This window comes from Ancylomarina sp. YFZ004 (assembly GCF_054254355.1).
This window is the reverse complement of record NZ_JBTCHQ010000012.1, coordinates 60223-80077: the sequence shown is the minus strand read 5'-3', so window position 1 is coordinate 80077 and position 19855 is coordinate 60223. Positions and strand designations below refer to the sequence as shown.

13 protein-coding genes are annotated in these 19855 nt (G+C 34.5%); 11 read left to right on the top strand and 2 right to left on the bottom strand.

Annotated elements, in window-relative coordinates; all coding sequences use genetic code 11:
* Positions 1-123 precede the first annotated feature (123 nt).
* The 7 genes from ACXR6G_RS16825 (at position 124) to ACXR6G_RS16795 (ending at position 9053) form a co-directional block, all read left to right on the top strand.
* Entirely contained in the window at positions 124-852 is a 729-nt protein-coding gene (locus ACXR6G_RS16825) for a tRNA-uridine aminocarboxypropyltransferase (RefSeq protein WP_458362613.1), read from the top strand.
* A 313-nt stretch (positions 853-1165) separates the two neighbouring features.
* Positions 1166-2086, top strand: coding sequence for a carboxypeptidase-like regulatory domain-containing protein (locus ACXR6G_RS16820; RefSeq protein WP_458362612.1), 921 nt, complete (start codon positions 1166-1168; stop codon positions 2084-2086).
* 298 nt (positions 2087-2384) lie between these two features.
* On the top strand, positions 2385-3776 hold the full coding sequence (locus ACXR6G_RS16815) for a hypothetical protein (protein WP_458362611.1): 1392 nt from the start codon (positions 2385-2387) through the stop codon (positions 3774-3776).
* Positions 3777-4662: 886 nt separating this feature from the next.
* On the top strand, positions 4663-5670 hold the full coding sequence (locus ACXR6G_RS16810) for a TolB family protein (protein WP_458362610.1): 1008 nt from the start codon (positions 4663-4665) through the stop codon (positions 5668-5670).
* Positions 5671-5788: 118 nt separating this feature from the next.
* Positions 5789-6580 (top strand): class I SAM-dependent methyltransferase, encoded by a 792-nt coding sequence (locus tag ACXR6G_RS16805; protein ID WP_458362609.1) that lies wholly within the window; start codon positions 5789-5791, stop codon positions 6578-6580.
* A 70-nt stretch (positions 6581-6650) separates the two neighbouring features.
* A complete protein-coding gene (locus tag ACXR6G_RS16800) occupies positions 6651-7106 on the top strand; it encodes a hypothetical protein (RefSeq protein ID WP_458362608.1) in 456 nt (151 codons plus the stop codon).
* Between the two features lie 60 nt (positions 7107-7166).
* Complete coding sequence (locus tag ACXR6G_RS16795; protein WP_458362607.1) at positions 7167-9053, top strand: mucoidy inhibitor MuiA family protein; 1887 nt, start codon at positions 7167-7169, stop codon at positions 9051-9053.
* A 146-nt stretch (positions 9054-9199) separates the two neighbouring features.
* On the opposite strand, the gene ACXR6G_RS16790 is transcribed toward ACXR6G_RS16795, so the two are convergent.
* Together ACXR6G_RS16790 and ACXR6G_RS16785 are read right to left on the bottom strand one after the other, a co-directional pair.
* Positions 9200-11890: a carboxypeptidase-like regulatory domain-containing protein gene (locus ACXR6G_RS16790; RefSeq protein ID WP_458362606.1), complete on the bottom strand. Its 2691-nt coding sequence runs from the start codon at positions 11888-11890 to the stop codon at positions 9200-9202.
* Positions 11891-11947: 57 nt separating this feature from the next.
* Positions 11948-12787, bottom strand: coding sequence for a GLPGLI family protein (locus ACXR6G_RS16785; RefSeq protein ID WP_458362605.1), 840 nt, complete (start codon positions 12785-12787; stop codon positions 11948-11950).
* Between the two features lie 291 nt (positions 12788-13078).
* Between ACXR6G_RS16785 and ACXR6G_RS16780 the strand changes: the two genes are divergently transcribed.
* The 4 genes from ACXR6G_RS16780 (at position 13079) to ACXR6G_RS16765 (ending at position 19848) form a co-directional block, all read left to right on the top strand.
* Entirely contained in the window at positions 13079-14188 is a 1110-nt protein-coding gene (locus ACXR6G_RS16780; protein ID WP_458362604.1) for an FIST signal transduction protein, read from the top strand.
* Positions 14182-15801 (top strand): PAS domain-containing sensor histidine kinase, encoded by a 1620-nt coding sequence (locus ACXR6G_RS16775; protein ID WP_458362603.1) that lies wholly within the window; start codon positions 14182-14184, stop codon positions 15799-15801. Before ACXR6G_RS16780 ends, ACXR6G_RS16775 begins: the two co-directional genes overlap by 7 nt.
* 3 nt (positions 15802-15804) lie before the next feature.
* The gene (locus ACXR6G_RS16770) at positions 15805-16182 is read left to right on the top strand and encodes a response regulator (protein ID WP_458362602.1); all 378 of its coding nucleotides are present in this window, start codon (positions 15805-15807) and stop codon (positions 16180-16182) included.
* Between the two features lie 351 nt (positions 16183-16533).
* Complete coding sequence (locus tag ACXR6G_RS16765) at positions 16534-19848, top strand: efflux RND transporter permease subunit (protein ID WP_458362601.1); 3315 nt, start codon at positions 16534-16536, stop codon at positions 19846-19848.
* Positions 19849-19855: the final 7 nt, after the last annotated feature.

Sequence of the window (19855 nt, the reverse complement as noted above, 5' to 3'; positions counted from 1 at the left end):
CATTCGCTCTATAAAGGAAAAATATATTGATTTTTGAAGCGAACGATATAAATATAAATCACTGAAAATCAAAGGCTAATTTTTACCGTTAGTCAGAGTTATAAAAATAAAGAGATATTCACCTTGCAAGTAGAAATAAAAAATCCAAGAATCAAATGTTACAATTGCATGAGGCCTTCAAGCACATGTATTTGTAAATACATAAGTCCTTTCCAGACTAAGACTCGTTTTATTATTCTTATGCACCCGAAGGAGTACAAAAAAGAAAAAAACGGAACGGGACATATGACTAAGCTTCAACTTGAAAATTCAGAAATTATAGTTGGTGTCGATTTTACCAATAACAATCGTGTAAATGAAATACTGACTCAAGAAAAAAGTAGTTCTTTTTTACTTTATCCGGGAAAAGATAATTTCAACTTATCGACAAGAAAAAGTTCAGAAATAAATTCTGTTATGGGTAATAATCCACACATCTTCCTTCTTGATGGTACATGGCCCTGCGCCCGTAAAATGCTTAAACTAAGTAAGAACTTGCAAAAACTAAAAAGAGTGAGTTTTGATAATGAAATAAAATCAAAATTTATTATCAAGCAACAACCAGAACCTCTTTGTCTTAGTACTATTGAGTCAGTCTATACTGTCTTAAATTTACTTAAGGAAGGTGACTTAGAAGAATGCGAGACGAAGGATTTTCTTATTCCTTTTGAAAAAATGATTGAGTATCAAGTCGAATATATTCTAAACCCAAATATTACAAGCTATCGTCCAAGTACGAAAAGAGAGATTATTCCTAAGGACAGGTATAAGAAGAATGCGCAAAGAACTATCATTTTTAAACAAGAAAGTTAGAAGTCTTTTTTGTGAATATTAGTTGTTTAAGATATTGTTATTAATTTAAACGTATTTAACACCTAATGCGGATCTTCACTTAATGAAACTGATCAAAGGGAACAATTATCAGAATTGATTATTATATAAAGTGAGTTAATAGGATATAATACACGAATCGAAGATATTACGGAATAGTGGCGAGAATGGTAGCGAATGAAAAAGGAGCTATAACAATAAGTGATGACATCATACCTGTTCGTATCTCACAGAGACGATGCATACTATCATCGTTGTGTGCCTTAACGAACATAAATATTTAAACTCTTTATAAATGAAATTTTACGGAATAATTCTGCTCTGTTTAATATTGACAACTTCAGCTTTTGGAGAGTCAATTAATATTAAAGGTAAATTATTAGATTCACAAACAGGTGAGTTTGTTTCGTTTGCCAACATCGCAATTATTGAATTACAAAATGGTACAACATCATATCAAAATGGTGAGTTTTCCTTACTAATAGAAGGCTCTGATATTTCAAATTCTTTGAATATTTCTTGTATTAATTATAAAGACACTGTTATTGCATTGAAAGATTTAGACTTTGAAAATCTTAATTTAATAAAACTGGAGCCTTTAGTTTATGGTATTTCAGAAATTATTGTCATCCCACTAAAATTAGAAGATGAAATAATAATTAATAAACTTAAAAGATCAAAAATTCTTGGTGGAATTGCTTGTAATAACATTCCAAATATCTATGCCAGATATTTCCCCAATAGAGAAGATTATGAAAATATAAATACAATATCTTCTATTCAAATTGGGACTAAATCATGGCAAAATAAAGGTAAATCCAAAATTAAAATTAGAATTTTTAAAATGGATACTGTCTTAAATCAACCTTCCTCAGATATTTTGAAAGAAGAATTGATTGTGATTTTAAAGAATGGAAAAATTAATACAATTAATTTATTGAAATATAACATTAAAGTTCCCAAGGAAGGTGTCTTTGTCGGAATTGAATGGTTAATAATCCCAGAAAATAAATTCGAATTCATATCTTATGATGAATTAAATAAAAAAATAAAGAAAATTAATTATGGTCCAACATTGGGGGCAAATTACAGTAATCTATCTAATACTTGGAAGTGTTGGGCTGGGAAGTGGGAAAAATTTATTCAACCAGTTCCAACGATAATTAGAAAAAATAAAGTGTTCGATGCTGCAATATCAATAACATTATCTGATTAATTACTACCGCCAACAAAAGCTAAATTTCATCGGCGGTGATTAGTCGCTTGTGAGTTAGTTCAATTAATCTCGACGAGTCGGGACCAGCAAGCCAATTCAATTCAATGACTCACTTACTCTATTTTATAAGGAGTTTCCCGATAATTAGGGACTGGCAAAGATTTTAAAATATAGCTTGCTTGGCGGTTTACTCACTTTGGTCGGTAGAGAAGGCAACTCTTTAATCCCGATAGCTATCTCGAGCCCACGTACCTTCACAAAATCGTTAGCAAACATATTACCTCAAAATTAGATAAGCATGAAACTTAAAGAATTACTATTTATTTTAATTGGAATATTGTGTTGGTCCTGTCAGGATGAAACAGAATATGACCCTACAGTTGCTATTAATGATGATAAATTTCTAAATGCATTAATTGAACTAGGAATTGACACCAATGATGATAATATAATCAGTTCTTTTGAAGCAGAAGTTGTAACTTCTTTGAACATTAGTGGAAAAAGCATAACAGAACTATCCGGTATTGAGATGTTTATCAATTTAGACACACTTTATTGTTCTGATAATTTATTAACAAATATTGATTTGTCGAGAAATACAGCTTTGAAAATCATAGATGTACAGTATAATCAGTTAAGCACTCTGGATATCTCAAGGAACAAATTATTAGAGGAATTGTATTGCAGGGATAATCATTTGCAAAATTTAAGTACAATAAGCAATCCTATTCTAGAAAAAATAAATTGTCGGAATAATTATTTAGGAAAGTTAAATTTTTCTAATAATGGAATGCTTAAAGAAATCAATTGTAGCGAGAATAAACTAATTAAGCTAGATGTCACCAATTGTATTTTTCTAGAAAAAATCAATTGTGGGGTTAATAAAATTGGGGTTTTATATTTCACAAATAACAAATTATTGATTGAAATTTATTGTTTTCAAAATTTATTGGGGGTTTTAGATATATCAAAATGTCGTTCTCTTGAAATATTACATTGTGGCACTAATGAACTATCATCTCTTAATTTTTCAAATAATATTAAATTGACTCATTTAGTTTGTTATGACAACAGCTTATCGGTTATAGATATAACAAATCATAAAGCTTTATATAAATTAAATTGTGACCATAATGAAATAAGTGTGATTGATGTTTCAAATAACCTAGGTTTAAGGAAATTGTCTTGTTTTTCAAACTCATTAAGTTCTCTTGACGTCTCAAACAATCCTGATTTGATAGATTTAATTTGCGGTGATAATCAATTAACGTCTTTGGATGTATCAAATAATCCAAGTTTAAATCAATTGAATTGTATGATTTGTAATCTTTCAGAAATAGATATTTCGACAAACTTAGAGCTTAATGATTTGAATTGTTCTTTAAATTCGTTGCAAAATTTAGATTTATCAAAAAATATCAAGCTTACATCTTTATCCTGCAGTGATACTAAACTTTTAAATTTAGATGTGACAAGTAATCTGCTCTTGAATTCGCTTGAGTGCTCTTCCAACTCATTTGGAAGTTTAGATTTGTCCCAACAGACGGATCTAGAATGGTTATGGATTCTAAATATACCAAGCTTGTATAAGGTTTGTGTGTGGACGTCATCCTTTCCACCAGAAAATTTTTACCTGAAAAAGGACGATAGCCCTAATGTCTATTTCTCAGCAGATTGTGAAAATGAATAGAAAAATATGGAAAACGGTTTACTCACTTCGTTTCGTGATCTCCCTTTGGTCGGTAGATAAGATTACTCTTTGAAATCGCCCACGACCCCTTATTCGAGCCGTTATGCGCAAGCAAAGAAATGAGTGAGAAGCTAGTTTAAATCCTAATGCTGAAAAATTGAATGGAAAACAAATATCAGAGGTAAAGCTTTGATTCTTTATACCGATGTATTGAATAAACATGGATATGGCACACAGAAATATGGTGAAGCAAATACTTTTTTATCCGAACCCATTCTTGACTATATTTTGTCTTTAGAACCAAAGTTTATCTTAATTGACTCTTGTGGTATTGGAAATCATGGAGACGAGCACATTAAATTTGATAAGAAATGTGAGAAAAATGAATGTTTTGTAATCGAAAACATTTTTATGAATTAAACTATTGCTGAATCAATAAGCAGTATTAAAATCAAAATTGAAACCCATAATTTTTCCACCGGGAAAGCATGTGATGTGTATGCTGTGACAAAATAAAAACTAACGATGAGCTTATGCTAATAAGAGCTTTAGCCAATAATACATAGATTGATAAAAAGAGTTTAAGAAAATCAAGTTGAACAAATACTTAAGTATTTTAAATATTGGGATTAAGAACGCATGCTGCTATGTCATGCATTAGACTTTATAATACTTAATTGGGTGGCTTAGAAAATAAAGAAACCGTTTCTATATCTATTTTATTATTGGAGATTGAATTTTTCTATTTAACTTGTATCTCTATTTATGTGCGACAAGAGCCCAATGATGGCAGCCTCTCATCTACGAATCTGTAAGAGGCGTTGGCTAAGATTCCCTTTGCCTACTCGGCGCACCATCCCTTACAATCAAAAAAACATAAGTGGAGATGAATAAAATTCTATTAATTACCGCGATTTCTGTTTTGTTAATTTCCTGTGACAAAAATCCTACTGGGTATAAATATCACCAAGGTGTCCTTCCTAATCTTCCCGTAAATCTTGAGAATTTTAATACCATTTATGACGATTATAATTCTACGGCTCCAAGTTTTGGTGATCTAATACCATTCTGTTTTTCAACAAACAGGAATAGCAATGGAAATGAGTTTGATGTGATCTATCAACCCATGAATGTTAATTTTGATAAAAGTAGTGGCAATTTGACAGTAACAAACGAATATGGGAATTGGAATTCTATTTCAGATAGATATCATGTTATTCAGAATAATATTAATAAAATCAATACTTCGGGGAATGAGTTTGGTCCCTACCTAATTCCAGAATACGATTTCAATGATCTTTATTTCACACTCCTGTATGCATCTGATGTAACTGGGGATTTTCAAATAAATTATATTTCAAATCATACTGAAACGAATTTCTCAGCGCCCAAAGAAGTAACATTCTTAAATTCAGAATTTGATGATCTTTATCCATGCTTCAATTCTGATAATTCTCAGATTTATTTTTGCTCAAATAGAGATGACGACAATTTTGATTTTTATTCTGTTCATGTAGATCCAGATCCAGATCCAGAAATAGATATTGAATCAATATTATCAGATAATTCAAGCCACGAAATAATTAAAGACAATACTTTGTCAAGTATCTCTGATGATAAATGCCCTTTTATCTTTGAAAACAAAATCGTTTTTGCTTCGAATAGAGATGGCGGTTTTGGTGGATTTGATTTGTATTCTAGCTTTTTGAAAGACGGTGTATGGAGTAAACCTGTAAACTTAGGATCAAACATTAATACTGAATTTAACGAATACAGACCTATTTTAATTAATGAAGGTGTATCTGAAAATCAAACCATGATGGTATTTTCATCGAATAGAACTGGAGGCAAAGGCGGCTTTGATTTGTATTTCGTTGGCCTTGTAATCGAATAATTATGGGGAGTAAGAATTACTAAATTTAATGGGTGGTATTGAGCGCATAAAGCTTTCCCACAACAATAGGGAGTCCTCGAAACGTTGATTGACCCTTATATACAATAGAAGATAACCTATGAATAGTTTTGAACACAATAGAGAAAGTTGGAACGAATTAACAACTTTACACACAGAATCAAGTTTTTATGATGTTGAAGGTTTTAAAAAAGGGAAAACGTCCTTGAATCATATTGAAGTGGAAGAATTAGGAGATATAAAAGGGAAGAAACTTCTTCATCTTCAGTGTCACTTTGGGATGGATACTTTATCATTAGCCAGGGAAGGCGCAGAAGTCGTTGGTGTTGATATATCTGATACATCAATACAAAAAGCTAGAGAATTATCTCATGATTTGGAAATTCCAGTTCGCTTTTTTCGTTCAAATGTATATGACATTGAGAATGTTTTAAACGAAACCTTTGATATTGTTTACACCTCTTATGGGGCTATTAATTGGTTGGATGATCTTGATAAGTGGGCCAAGCTTATTAGTCGATTCTTGAAACCCAATGGCATATTCTATATGGTGGAATTTCATCCATTCAGATACACCCTAAATGATAAGTCTGAGATATCGAATAGTTATTTCAAATCAAAAGCACTTGAAACTGTTGTTGAAAAGTCTTACACTGATAAATCTGAAATTTCGAATCAGAATCTAAAGCATATTGAATGGCACCATAGCTTAAGTGAAGTTCTAAATAGTTTAATTTTCAATGGCTTGAAAATAGAATTTCTTAATGAGTTCCCCTATCAAGTATATAACTGTTTCCCTAATCTTATTGAAAGTGAAAAAGGGAAGTGGGTTTCTGAAAAATATGGAGATAAGATTCCTCATATGTATTCGGTTAAAGCTACGAAAGTTTAAAACCAACAAGCAATAATGAGATAGTAATGAGTATTGTGAGAATCGTGTTAAATCTTAAAATGACTTGAAAATGATATTGAACTACAAAACGGGCAGACTTCCATTCAACTTCATTGCCTTAGGCATCATGTTATTTGTTGTTAGTATCTGGAGAATGATCGTTCTAGATTGGAAAGGGATCTTGTTTTTCCCAATTGCATTGCTATTCCTATTTCTAAAATCGGGATTGATAATTGATACTGATACTCGAAGATTGAAAAAATACATTGGCCTATTCATGATAAAGAAAGGCGAGTGGGAAGATATAAAGTCAATACGCAATCTTGAGATCCTTAGAGTGAGAAAATCTCAAAACATGAATGTTCTTTCAATACGCAGAACTGAAACAAAGGAGGTCTATAGACTGATTTTAATCTTGCCTAATAAGAGCATTGAACTCATGGAAGGAGAAAAGGAATATATCATCAACACTTCAAAAGAGATATCTCATTCATTGCAAACAACCGTGTTAAATACAGATATATAAGGTGTGTGAATGAGCATTCAGTTTAGAAAAAGATTAATTATAAATATAAGCTAATTGAAAATGAAAGTATTAAATCTAATTGTTTTGTGCTTGCTATTTAGTCATACATATGCAAGTGAATTGAACGAGAAAGAAGTAAAAACAGAGGTTAAAGCAGCGACTGTATTTATTGAGGGCGCTCAGCTTTCTCGTGAAAAATCAGTTGAACTGATGCCTGGCATTACCCTTTTAAAGTTTGTAAACCTTTCACCTTTTATCGACGCAAAAAGTGTGCAGTTAAAGGCTATTGGAGATGTGACGGTTTTATCAGTAAATCATCAGCAAAATTTCATTGATAAGCTTGATAAACCTAAAGAGATTAAGGCTATAGAATCGAAGCTTAAGGTCTTAAATAAGCAGCTGAAACTGGAAGAAACCTACTTGTCTATTATCAACGAAGAGTTGAGTTTATTGAAAGAAAACTGTGCCATAAGTGGTAAGTACAATCAGATTAGTATGGCCAACTTGAAAGAGGCCTCTGATTTTTATAGTATGAAGTTGACTGCCTTGAAATTGAAGAAGATTGAAAGAGAGAATACCCAACCGGAATTAAGAAGAAAACGCTCAGAGCTTGAGAACCAATTGAGAACGCTTAGTAGTAAAAAGATCTATGCCAATGGTGAAATTGTTGTAAGGGTAGAAGCAAAATCTAAAACGAACCCAAAATTTGAACTGTCCTACTTTGTTGGGAATGCAGGTTGGTTTCCATCCTATGATATACGTGCTAAAAACATAAACGAACCACTCGAGTTGATTTATAAAGCAAATCTTCGTCAAGATACCAAGGTGGCTTGGAATAATGTGAAACTTAAGTTTTCTTCATCCAATCCTAAAACATCAGGTGTTGCTCCTGAGCTAAAAACCTACTTTTTAGATTATAATTCGCATCCTCCTGTTTACAATAGATCGATCAATTCGGTAAGTGGACGAGTTGTTTCCGCTGATGATGGTTTAGCTATCCCTGGCGTCAGTATTCGTGTTGTTGGTTCAACCATTGGAGCTGCGACGGATATGAATGGCAAGTATTCCATCACGATTCCTGCCAATTCGAGTCAACTCAATTATTCCTTTATCGGTATGAAAGCTCAAACATTAGCTGTAAATCGTTCTGTGATGAATGTGACTTTAAAATCTGAATTTGTTAGTATGGATGAAGTTGCTGTTACAGCCTATGGAGCTTCTAAGAGAAGTATGAGAACACTTGAAGGTCGTGTTGCGGGTGTATCTGTAAAGAAAAAAGGAAGCGCTAAAAGTCGAAGCAACTCAAGTCTTGCTATCCCTTTTCAGGCTACGGAAAATCAAACGAACGTAGAGTTTGAGATTAAAACACCTTATTCTGTGAAATCGGATAACAAAAACTATTCGGTTGATATGGCTGTTTATGAACTGCCTGCTTCTTATCAGTATTTTTGTATTCCTAAAATTAATCAGGATGCTTTCTTGATGGCTAAGATTAATGACTGGGAAAAATACCAGTTGTTGGAAGGGGAAGCGAATATCTTTTTCGAAGGGACTTTTGTGGGAAAAACACTTTTAGATATTCAAAACGCATCAGATACCTTACAAATCTCAATGGGAAGCGATAAGAATGTTAGCATCAAGCGTGAGAAGCTAAAAGATTTCACAACAAAACAATTCATTGGTTCAAAAAAAGAAGAAGCTCGTGCATGGAGAACGATTATTAAGAATAATAAGAATCAAGCGATTGATATGATCGTACTCGATCAGGTTCCTGTTTCTCAACTAGAGGAAATTGAGGTTGAAATTCAAAAGATGAGTGGCGCCAAGCACAATAAGGAGAAGGGCGAAATTAAATGGGAATTTAGTCTGGAGCCAACAAAGAAAAAGGAATTAGAATTAAGATACTCTGTGAAATACCCAAAATCAAGACGATTGTTAATTGAGTAAGTTGTTGTTTTATTCTTGAGTTGGATTAGGTGGAGTTGCTACATTTACATGGAAAGTGAATTAAATAATAGATCAACATAAAATGTAAAAAAGCACTTTCCCTCTACTGAGGGAAGTGCTTTTTGCTTGTATTGTGCTTGACTTGTTTAGAGCTTATACTTTACAGTGAATAAGAAATAGCGAGGCTGCACATAGTAGGTCGATGATGCATAGGCATAATCCGTTTCGTTAGACTGATTTAAGGATTTGGTATCTAAAAGGTTTTTACCTTTTAGTCCGAATTCCCACTTGCTATCCTTTTTCTGATACAGCAGGTTCGCTTCTAGAAAACTATACTCGTTATCTATGGTGTTTTCCTTATTGGTGTATGAATAGAAGTCATAATCAGCTGTTAGAATCAGTTCCTTCAGGATAACAGCATCTAACTTGACATAGGGACGCTTGGTGTAATAGCTGGTCGATGTTTGACCTCTGTCGTAATTGCTTATGGAATAAGAATAGCCCAGTTCTAAGTTGGGAGCCTTCTTAAAGTTGGTTGAAACCGATCCACTATAATTTTGAGAGAAAGACTCTGATGTGCTAGGCAAAGAATTGATCAAATTATTGGTTTTTGCCCAGGAAAGGTTGGCTCTTGTAGAAAGTTTGAAGTTTTTAAAGGTACGCTGATAACGTGCATTAGCACTTAAGGATTCATCCTCTAAATTTGAATTAATTGTGCTTGTAATCTGATTGATCCCCATTGGTATGACATTACTCTTAAGAGCATCTATTCGCTTCATGTAATTGATATTAGCAAACATATGCGTAAAATTGAACATGTTGAAGGAGAAGAAATTCAAAGAGATATTGTGATTCAATGAACTCTCCAGTTCTCTATTCCCGCTGTATACCGAATTGTAGTTGTTTAGAACGTAGGATTGTGCAAATTTGCTCACATCGGTAAATGCTCTTGTAATCTTATAGTTGAATCTCAGGTTTTCTGATTTCTTCAATTGAACATTGATATACATATCAGGTAATACAGAAGTCAATTCATCTGTCACAGAACTTCCTAATTGTTTATTTTCAGCCTTGTATTGGTGAAGACTTAAACCCGGATTAAAAGTAAAGATACCAGCTTGTAGCTTATAGTGGAAACCAAGAAACAGATCAGAGATATTGAAATCTACATCATTATCGAATGACTCACCCTCCATAGTTACTTCCGATTTATTATCCAGGATTTGGAAGATTTCTGAATCAAAGTTCTGATGACTTTGAGTTGTTCCTAAAGTCAATTGAATATTGCTTTTATCTCCAGTGATATAGTAGTAATCGATTTTTGCATCCACTTTATTGGTTAGAATATTTTTTTTCTGATTCAGATTGTAAAGACCTTGAGATTGATTAACAGGAAAGATACCGACGAAGGCGAATTCGTTTCTGACTGCATTGTAAAATGGATCCTCATCTTGGTAGAGGTGTTGAGCCTCGAAAGTTAAGATGTTTCTATCATTAAGCGTGTAATAGATATTCGCATTCTGGTTTACTGAAGTAGGCTTCTGCTTTTTGTTCTGTAAAATAATATCAGTGGTATTGTCCACCAAAGAAGTCACAGATTCCTCTTCGTCGTCATCCGATTGTTTTAACATGATATCGTAATCGAATTGAAAGTTTGCATTGGGCTTATAAACCGAGCTGAACTTAATGAGACCCAAATTAACATCCTGATCGTTTTCTTTGATCGCTTCCTCAACTTGTGAACGATTACCGTCTAGCTTATATGTGGTTGAACTTTCAGTTCTCATTTCTGTACCGGTGTAGGAATAGATGCCGAAACCACTTAAATCTAGGGACTTGTTAGGAGAGTAGCTGAAGTTTAGAGCAGCAAATTTGGTGTCGATATCTTGCGCTTTATTGTTTTGAGCCGTTGAGATACCCAAATTATTGGAACCTGTGCTAAAAGAACTGCCACCGCCACGATTGAAGTTTTTAAAGCCACCCGTAAAGTTCATATAATCTCTACGAGTAAAAGGCACCTCACCAATATTATTCATATCAGTAATAAGGTTGAGGCTAAATTCAGGTGAGTAATAAAAGAGCTTAGGATGTGCTAGAAACTTCTCATCAGGACCAGCTCCAGCAGTGAGCTCTCCAAACCAAAAATTCTTTTTGCCTTTTTTTAGCCTGATATTCATAGCAATATTATCATTGTCGTTTGTCAAGCCTTTCATCTGACTAACTTCGTTGTAGTTGCGCAGGACTTCTACCTTGTCAATGGCATCGGCAGGAATATTTTCAGTCGCAATCTTTGTGTCACCATCAAAGAAATCTTTGCCTTCAACCATGATCTTCTGCACTTTCTTACCTTCTACCTCTATCTGCCCGTCGTCGTTGAGTTCAACTCCAGGAAGAGCAACCAGAACATCCTTTAATTTTTTCTCGGTTCCGGTTGTAAAAGAATCCGTATCGTAAACAATGGTATCGCCTCTAACTGATACTGGCATCTTATAAGTGACGTCAACTTCGGAAAGCAAACTGTTTTCTTCCACTAACGTAACATCTTTGCTAAGATTGGTTTCTGTTGTTGAGATTGTCAATTCACCAGGTGTACAGCCCAAAAAGCTCACTTTAATATTATAAGTTGTATTGGCTTTCAGACTCAGCTTGTAGTAGCCTTTATGGTTAGTTACACAATAGGACTCCAAGGCCTTTGTTTGTGCATTTAAAGCTATAATATTGGCCATTTCAAGCCCTGTTCCAATGCTGTCCTTTACGGTACCACTTAGGTTGATGTTCTGTGAAAATGCTGTGAAAGCAGCACACAAGAGTAGGGTAGAGGAAATAAATTTCTTCATGATATAATGAGTTAAGAGAATGGAGTATTTACTTGATTGCGTCAATTAAAATAAAGTTTAGTGTCTACCACCTTGACCTCTACGTCCGCGCATACCTTTGAAGTTCTCACGCATTTCCAGCATTTTGGTTTTGGCTATTTTATCGTATTTGTCCTGATTAACGACCTTTCCCTTCGTGGGTGCTTTTATTTCAAGCTTTTCTTTGGGATTCATGATAATTTCTGAGCAAAGAATCGTTGTGATATCGTCACTCACCTCAAGAATTAAACCTGGTAAACCCCAATAGGCTGCAGGACCTTGATTAACTGGAATTTCAGGAGAATACCATGCCACAACCTGTATCTCTTTTTCAATATATTCTTGCCCCTTATTTTCAGAATTTCGATTAAAGAGAGCGGACATATTCGGTCTTTTAATGGCTTTAGTAGCTGTCGCTTTAAACACCGTGTACTTTCCTATCTTTTTAGATTCACTTCCCATTTGCCAATTCAACTTGGGAAGACTATCCCTTACAAGAAAAATTTTTCCAAAGAGATCATTCTTAACTGCATATGTACTTTTTTTTACATTTTTATAGTAGTTTTCACTACTGCCACCCATCATCCCGAATCGCATTCCGCGACCTCTACCAGTGCCAGTACTTGGTTGTTCGAGTTTCACGTCTTCTTTATATATTGATTCAAGTTGATTGAAGTTCAATATGAAGGTTTTTTCATTGGCCTTTTTCATACGTTCCATAATCATCTTTTTCCGTTCTTCAGGAATGTTTCTTCCGGAAAGGTCGACATTAACGGTAGTTTTACTCTGGTAGTAGGCTCTGCCCTGAAACCCTTGAGCAAACAGGCTTGAAGTCATGAATAGAATTATGCCAGAGATTAGAAGAATTTTCGTTTTCATATTGAATGGGTTTGGTTATTTATAAATCACTTTACTAAGACTCCAAATGGAGCATAAGGTTTAATCAAGCCATTTAACTCAATATATCATGCAATAATCTGTGTGGGTTATTTTTTATTGTTTAGTCAATTAAACCTCTTTTTTTTTAATTCAGAAAAAGCTTAATTATGTTTTAATCCGTTAAATTTGATGCTTTTGTCATTTAAAATCCATCATTTATCAATATTTATTGTTAGTTTTATTATAATTTATTGTGATCAATATAATAGCAATTTAAAATATCATAAGCATATGAGATCATTTTACATTCAAGCTGAGGATATTAATTCTCTTGAAAAACATCTCACTCAACTAAATATTGAAGACGAAACAAAATCAATTTTGTTTCTGATGGCTGATGAAAAACAATTTAATGATGAACGATTATCTCCATTACTTAGAAAGATTAAAAAACCGCTAATAGGAGGAATCTTTCCTGAGTTGATATTTAATGGTCAGGTGAAAAAAACAGGTGTTATATTATTACCTCTTTCTTTTGAATTACATACACAAACGTTCAATTTATCGAGTAATTCTGATGATTTATTGGATCAATTAGAAGAAATACAGTGTAATTCAATGAACCCCTTGGGTTCACTATTTGTATTTATTGATGCTTTAAGTCAAAATAAAGAGACTTTTATGGAAGCTTTGTTCAATTTTTTTGGAATGAACACCAGCTATATAGGAGGAGGAGCAGGTTCTTTAAGTTTCGAGAGTATACCTTGTGTTATTAATAATCGAGGGATACATTCTAATTCAGCAGTTATCGGCTGGGGAAATAAACCCATGAGCTTAGGATTCGCTCACGGTTGGCATTCGTTTTCGGATGTGTTGAAAGTTACTGAAACGCAGGGGAATATAGTGACATCAATCAATTGGCGTCCAGCTTTAGATGTTTATAAAGAAATTGTCGAAGAACATTCAGGAATGAGTCTGACCTCAGGGAATTTTTCTGAACTTGCAAAATCATATCCTATGGGTATTGAGAAATTGGATGCTGAAATGGTCGTAAGAGATCCATTCAAATCATGTTCACAAGGACTTCATTTTGTAGATGCGATTCAAGAGGGTGAATACGTTAGGATATTACATGGTGATATTGAATCTTTAATAGAAGGAGCAGCAAAAGCTAAAGATCTTGCTTTAGCTAAATTAGATGAGAATATGGATCAGGATTCTCTTTTTTGTATTGATTGCATTTCCAGGGTTCTATTTATGAAAGAGTCCTATACGAAAGAGTTGGAGGTTGTTGCAAAAAACAAACAAGTGTCGGGACTTCTTACCATAGGAGAAATAGCCAATGACGGAGATTCATTTTTGGAGATTTTTAACAAAACTATAGTTTTAGGGGTATGGTAGAAAAATGTTTACAAGCAGAGATTTTATTAGAACTCGTTTTTAGTATTAATCTTGAGAAGAATGAACATCTAATTCTTAAAAAGAGCATGCCTTTGTATTTAAGGAAATTGAATTGTTTTTTTGCAGGAGTTTTAAAAAAACAAGAAGATGAAAAGCTCAAGGAATTAATGGTAATGCCTTTTGTTGCAGGAAAATCTGAAGAATGGGATGCCGTTAAAAGTTATTTTTCCTCTTTAGATCTCGATAGTAGACAGAAGTGCCCTCAGTTTATATATAATAACTTTTATTATTATGGCTTATGCCTAAATGGTTATGGCTTGTTTATATTAGGCAGAAAGAAAGCCTTTGATTATTTTTTTCTTAAAGAACTCCAGAATGTAACACATCATTTGGGTAAAACATTGATTCAATCCAATGAGATCGAGAAAAGAGAGAGGGCCGAAGAGAAGTTAAGAAAAAGTGAAAAACGATTATCATTATTGATGCAAGAATCTCCATATGTTATTGAGATTTATTCTGAGGATGGTATTCAAAGATACGTTAATAAAGCTCACAATAATTTTTGGGGAGTGCCTTCAAGCGAAACCCTAAATAAATTCAATATTAAAGATGGTGAGGCTGTTAGGAAATCGAATAATCTGCAATATGTTCAGAAAGCTTTTCAGGGACAAACTGTAAGAGTTCCCGAATTTGAAATAGAAATTAAAAACCCTAATTCAGGATTGCTCGAAACACGTTGGTTATCGTCGAGAATGTATCCATTGAAGGATGATGATGGAAAGGTTATTAATGTGGTTATTACTAATGAGGATATTACTATAAGGAAGCATGCTGAAAGGGAGTTGTTAATTGCTAAAGAAAAGGCTGAAGAGAGTGATCGTTTGAAATCTGCTTTTCTGGCTAATATGAGTCATGAAATCCGAACGCCAATGAACGGAATACTAGGTTTTGCGGATCTTCTAAAGCAGCCTGGTTTTGATGAGATTGATTATAGTATGTATATCGAACTGATAGAGAAAAGTGGGGGACGTATGCTGAATATTATGGATGATCTGATAGATATATCAAAAGTAGAGTCGGGGCAGATGGAGTTGTTGATTTCCAATACTAATATAAACGAACAAGTAGGATGTGTATTTAGTGACTTTCAAGAAGAAGCAAATAATAAAAATATTCACCTCCATATAGTAAACTTATTGCCTGAAACAGATTCTATTATACGAACTGATAAAGAGAAGCTCTATTCGATACTTAAAAACTTAGTGAAAAATGCAATCAAGTTTAGTCAGAAGGGACGTATTGAAATTAATGTTGAGAAAAGAGGTGATTATATCGAATTTCAGGTGAAGGATAATGGTATTGGAATTAAAGAAGAAAGACAAGAAGTAATATTCGATCGTTTTATCCAAGCTGATATGGGTGATAAGAGAGCTTTCGAAGGAGCAGGTCTCGGATTATCAATTTCAAAAGCCTATGTAAATATGTTAGGTGGAGAAATTTGGTTAAAAAGTAAACTTAATATTGGATCTAAATTTTATTTTACCTTACCTTGTGATATTGAAATAGAGGAAAAAGATGGATCTGAGATCATAAACTACGAATTAAAGGAATAAGAGATGAAATTAAAGGTGTTAATTGTCGAAGATGATAAAATCTCTATGAGTTTTATTGAATTACTTTTAGAACCAATAAGTAGTCAAATCATTTTAGCAAAAAATGGGAAGGAAGCTGTTAGTCTTTATAGTGAAAATCAGGATGTTGATTTGATTTTGATGGATATAAAGATGCCAGAGATAGATGGGTATGAGGCTACTCGACAAATACGTAGAATGAATAAAGATGTTATTATTATAGCTCAAACTGCCTATAGTCTTATGGGTGATAGAGATAAATCAATAGAATCTGGTTGTAACGACTATATTACAAAACCAATTTTTAGAGATAAATTGATGACTTTAATCTCAAAATATTTTAATCACTTAATAGAAAACTAAGCTGATAAGAGAATTTAATTAGTTGTTTAGCAACTGATTTTTTGAAGGTGTGGGCGAAAGCCTACACCTTTTTTATATTAAATAAATCCATATAAATTAGCTTAACATTTTTGAATTGTATAAATTCGAGAGTCAACTTTCTAGTTTTCAGTGTAAGTCTCCTTTAGGTTGGCTTTAGAGAGAGCTTTTATGGATTACACTAGAAAGAAGTGGTCAGTTTGATTGAATGTCTATTTGATAGATCTAATGTGAGATGTGTTGTGGGGAATGAATTATCTGTCTGTGAATAGCTTTTTCAAACAAGAGTCAAAACAATGCGTTACGATTTACAGGTCTTAAGTCTTCAAACTCATGTTAGAAAAAATCATCGATTTTAGCATTAAAAATAAGCTAATTGTAATTCTCTTCACACTTTCTATTGCCTTGTTTGGTGTCTATGCCATTCTAAATATTCCTATTGGTGCCGTCCCCGATATTACCAACAACCAAGTTCAAGTCATAACGACGTCGGGAAATCTATCTACTCAGGAAATCGAGCAATTCATTACAGCTCCTGTTGAGTTAGAAATGGCAAATCTACCTGGTGTTGAAGAAATTCGTTCCATATCCAAGTTTGGCTTATCGGTAGTTACCATTGTTTTTAATGATGAGATAGGAACCTATCTGCCGCGGCAGTTGATTGCTGAAAAGATTAAAACAGCCTCTGCTAATATTCCCGAAGGATTTGGAACGCCAGAGATGGGTCCTATTACAACAGGCCTAGGCGAAATATATCAGTACATATTAGATGTGAAGCCCGGCTATGAAGATCGTTACACGGCCATGGATCTAAGAACTGTACAAGATTGGATTGTTAGACGTCAGTTGTCGGGTATTCCGGGAGTTGTGGAAGTTAACAGTTGGGGTGGTTTTCTGAAACAATATGAGGTGGCTATCGATCCAATTCGTCTTAGAAATATGGATTTAACGCTCATGGCCGTTTTCAATGCTCTTAAATCCAATAATAGTATTTCGGGTGGAGCTTATATTGAAAAAACCAATCAGAGCTATTTCATTCGTGGGGACGGACAAGTGAAATCCATAAGCGATATAGAAGAAATTGTTGTTAAAAACAATGCAGGCATTCCTATTTTGATAAAGGATGTGGCTAAGGTTCATTTTGGGTATGCCAATCGTTTTGGTGCCATCACGGCCAATGGACAGGGTGAAAAAGTGCTGGGACAAATTATGATGTTGAAAGATGCCAATTCTAAAGTGGTTATCAAAGAAGTGAAAGAGCGAGTTGCTGAAGTTCAAGAAAGCTTACCCGAAGGTGTTTTTATCAATCCTATTTTAGAACGTTCTGAACTCATAGGAAAAACGACCTTTACCATTGTAGAGAATTTGGTTTTGGGTTGCCTCATTGTTTTACTGATTGTGATTCTCTTATTGGGAAATGTACGCTCAGCATTGGTGATTGCCTCTATGATACCATTGGCGCTTCTCTTTACCCTTTCGCTGATGTATGTCTTCGGAATCGACGCGAATTTAATGAGTTTGGGGGCTCTCGACTTTGGTATTATCATTGATGGCGCTGTTATTATTGTAGAATATATTGCCATCCGGATTAACACACAGCAGGCAGTTCTCGATCAAACAAAGCCTGAAGAAAGACAACTATTAATTGATAAAGTGACCTTCTCAGGTGCTTCAAAAATGATGAATTCAGCTATATTTGGACAGGTCATTATCCTTATCGTTTTCATACCCATTCTTTCACTTCGTGGGGTTGAGGGCAAAATGTTTCAACCCATGGCCTTATCCTTTAGTTTTGCCATCATCGGCGCTATGATATTGGGTTTGACTTGGCTTCCAGTAGCTGCTTCCTTATTTCTGAAACCTGCAAAGCAAAATACGAATAGTATTTCACAAAAAATAATGGATTTTTCTTACCGATCATACATGCCTGTAATGAAATGGGCTTGCGGGCATAAAAAGCTGGTTTTGGGTGCTGCTCTTCTTGGATTTGTGATGACGGGATTTTTGTTCACTCGAATGGGGGGCGAATTCGTTCCGACTCTCGATGAAGGTGATTTTGTGATTCAGCCTGTTCTAAAAACAGGAACGTCTCTTTCCAAAACAGTTGAAATAACAACTCAGATGGAAAAAATCTTGTTGGATGAGTTTCCTGAGATCGAGCAAATCGTTTGTCGCATAGGTGCTGCTGAAGTTCCCACCGATCCTATGTCGATGGAAGAGATTGATATGATAATTAAAATGAAAGCACGTGGCGACTGGACGTCGGCTAATAACAAGGAAGAATTAGCTGATATGTTTAAGGATGCTCTTTCAGTGATTCCTGGAATTGAATATGAATTTACCCAGCCTATTGAGATGCGTTTCAACGAACTGATAACGGGTGTTCGTGCTGATATTGCCATCAAGGTGTTTGGGGAAGATCTAGCTTATTTGAATGAAAAGGCTACAGAGATAAAGAAGTTAATTGAGGATGTGCCTGGTGCTGCTGATATAATTCTTGAAAAGACTGAGGGTTTGCCTCAAATGAGTGTCCGCTATCACAGAAACAAAGTAGCTCAGTATGGTTTGAATATGGAAACTTTGAACACCTATTTATCTATGGCCTTTGGGGGTGAGAGTTCAGGCAGTGTGTTCGAAGGTGAAAAACGTTTCGATTTGGTGGTTCGTCTGCAGAAACAATACCGAATGGATATCGATAACATCCAAAATCTCATGATTCCTTTGCCTAATGGGAGTCAAATCCCTATGTTGCAACTTGCTGATATTAGATTCTCGGAGGGACCAGCAAAAATATCACGTGAAAATACCCATCGTCGTGTGGTGGTGAGTGTTAATGTTCGTAACAGAGACCTGGAATCGGTCGTTGAAGACATTCAGGATAAGATAAATGGACATATCTCCCTTAAGCCAGGGAATTATATTATTTATGGTGGCCAGTTCGAAAACCTACAGAATGCAAGTCGACGCCTTATGTTTGCCGTCCCTTTGGCCTTACTACTCATCTTCATCTTTTTGCACTTTGCCTTTAAATCCCTAAAGGATGCTATCATGATTTTTACGGCAGTGCCATTGTCAACGGTTGGAGGCGTACTTTTTCTTTGGATGAGGGGGATGCCATTTAGTGTATCGGCTGGTATTGGCTTTATTGCATTGTTTGGTATTGCAGTGCTCAATGGTATTGTCTTGATTGAGCATTTAAAGGATTTGCAAGAAAAGGGAGGAATGAATATGAGAGATCTCATCTTGCAAGGAACTAAGGATAGGCTGCGTCCTGTAATGCTAACAGCTGCTGCAGCTGCTATGGGCTTTTTGCCAATGGCTATTTCAACGGGAGCAGGCGCTGAGGTACAGCGTCCACTAGCTACCGTAGTTATTGGAGGATTAATTACGTCAACCATGCTCACCATGATTGCTTTACCCTTACTTTTTGAGTTATTTTACAATGTAAGTGGTTTTAAGTGGCGTCCTTTCCGATTGATAAGAAAGAATACGCTTATAACGGGGCTCGTATTAATTCTTCTCTCTGTGGCTGCCTTTTCAGATAAGCAACAATTTAAAGCCAATAATAGCCAGCAAATAACATATAAGGACAATAAAGATATAAGCATATATCACTTGAGCTTGGAATCTAATTATTCAAATATATAAGTCAGAA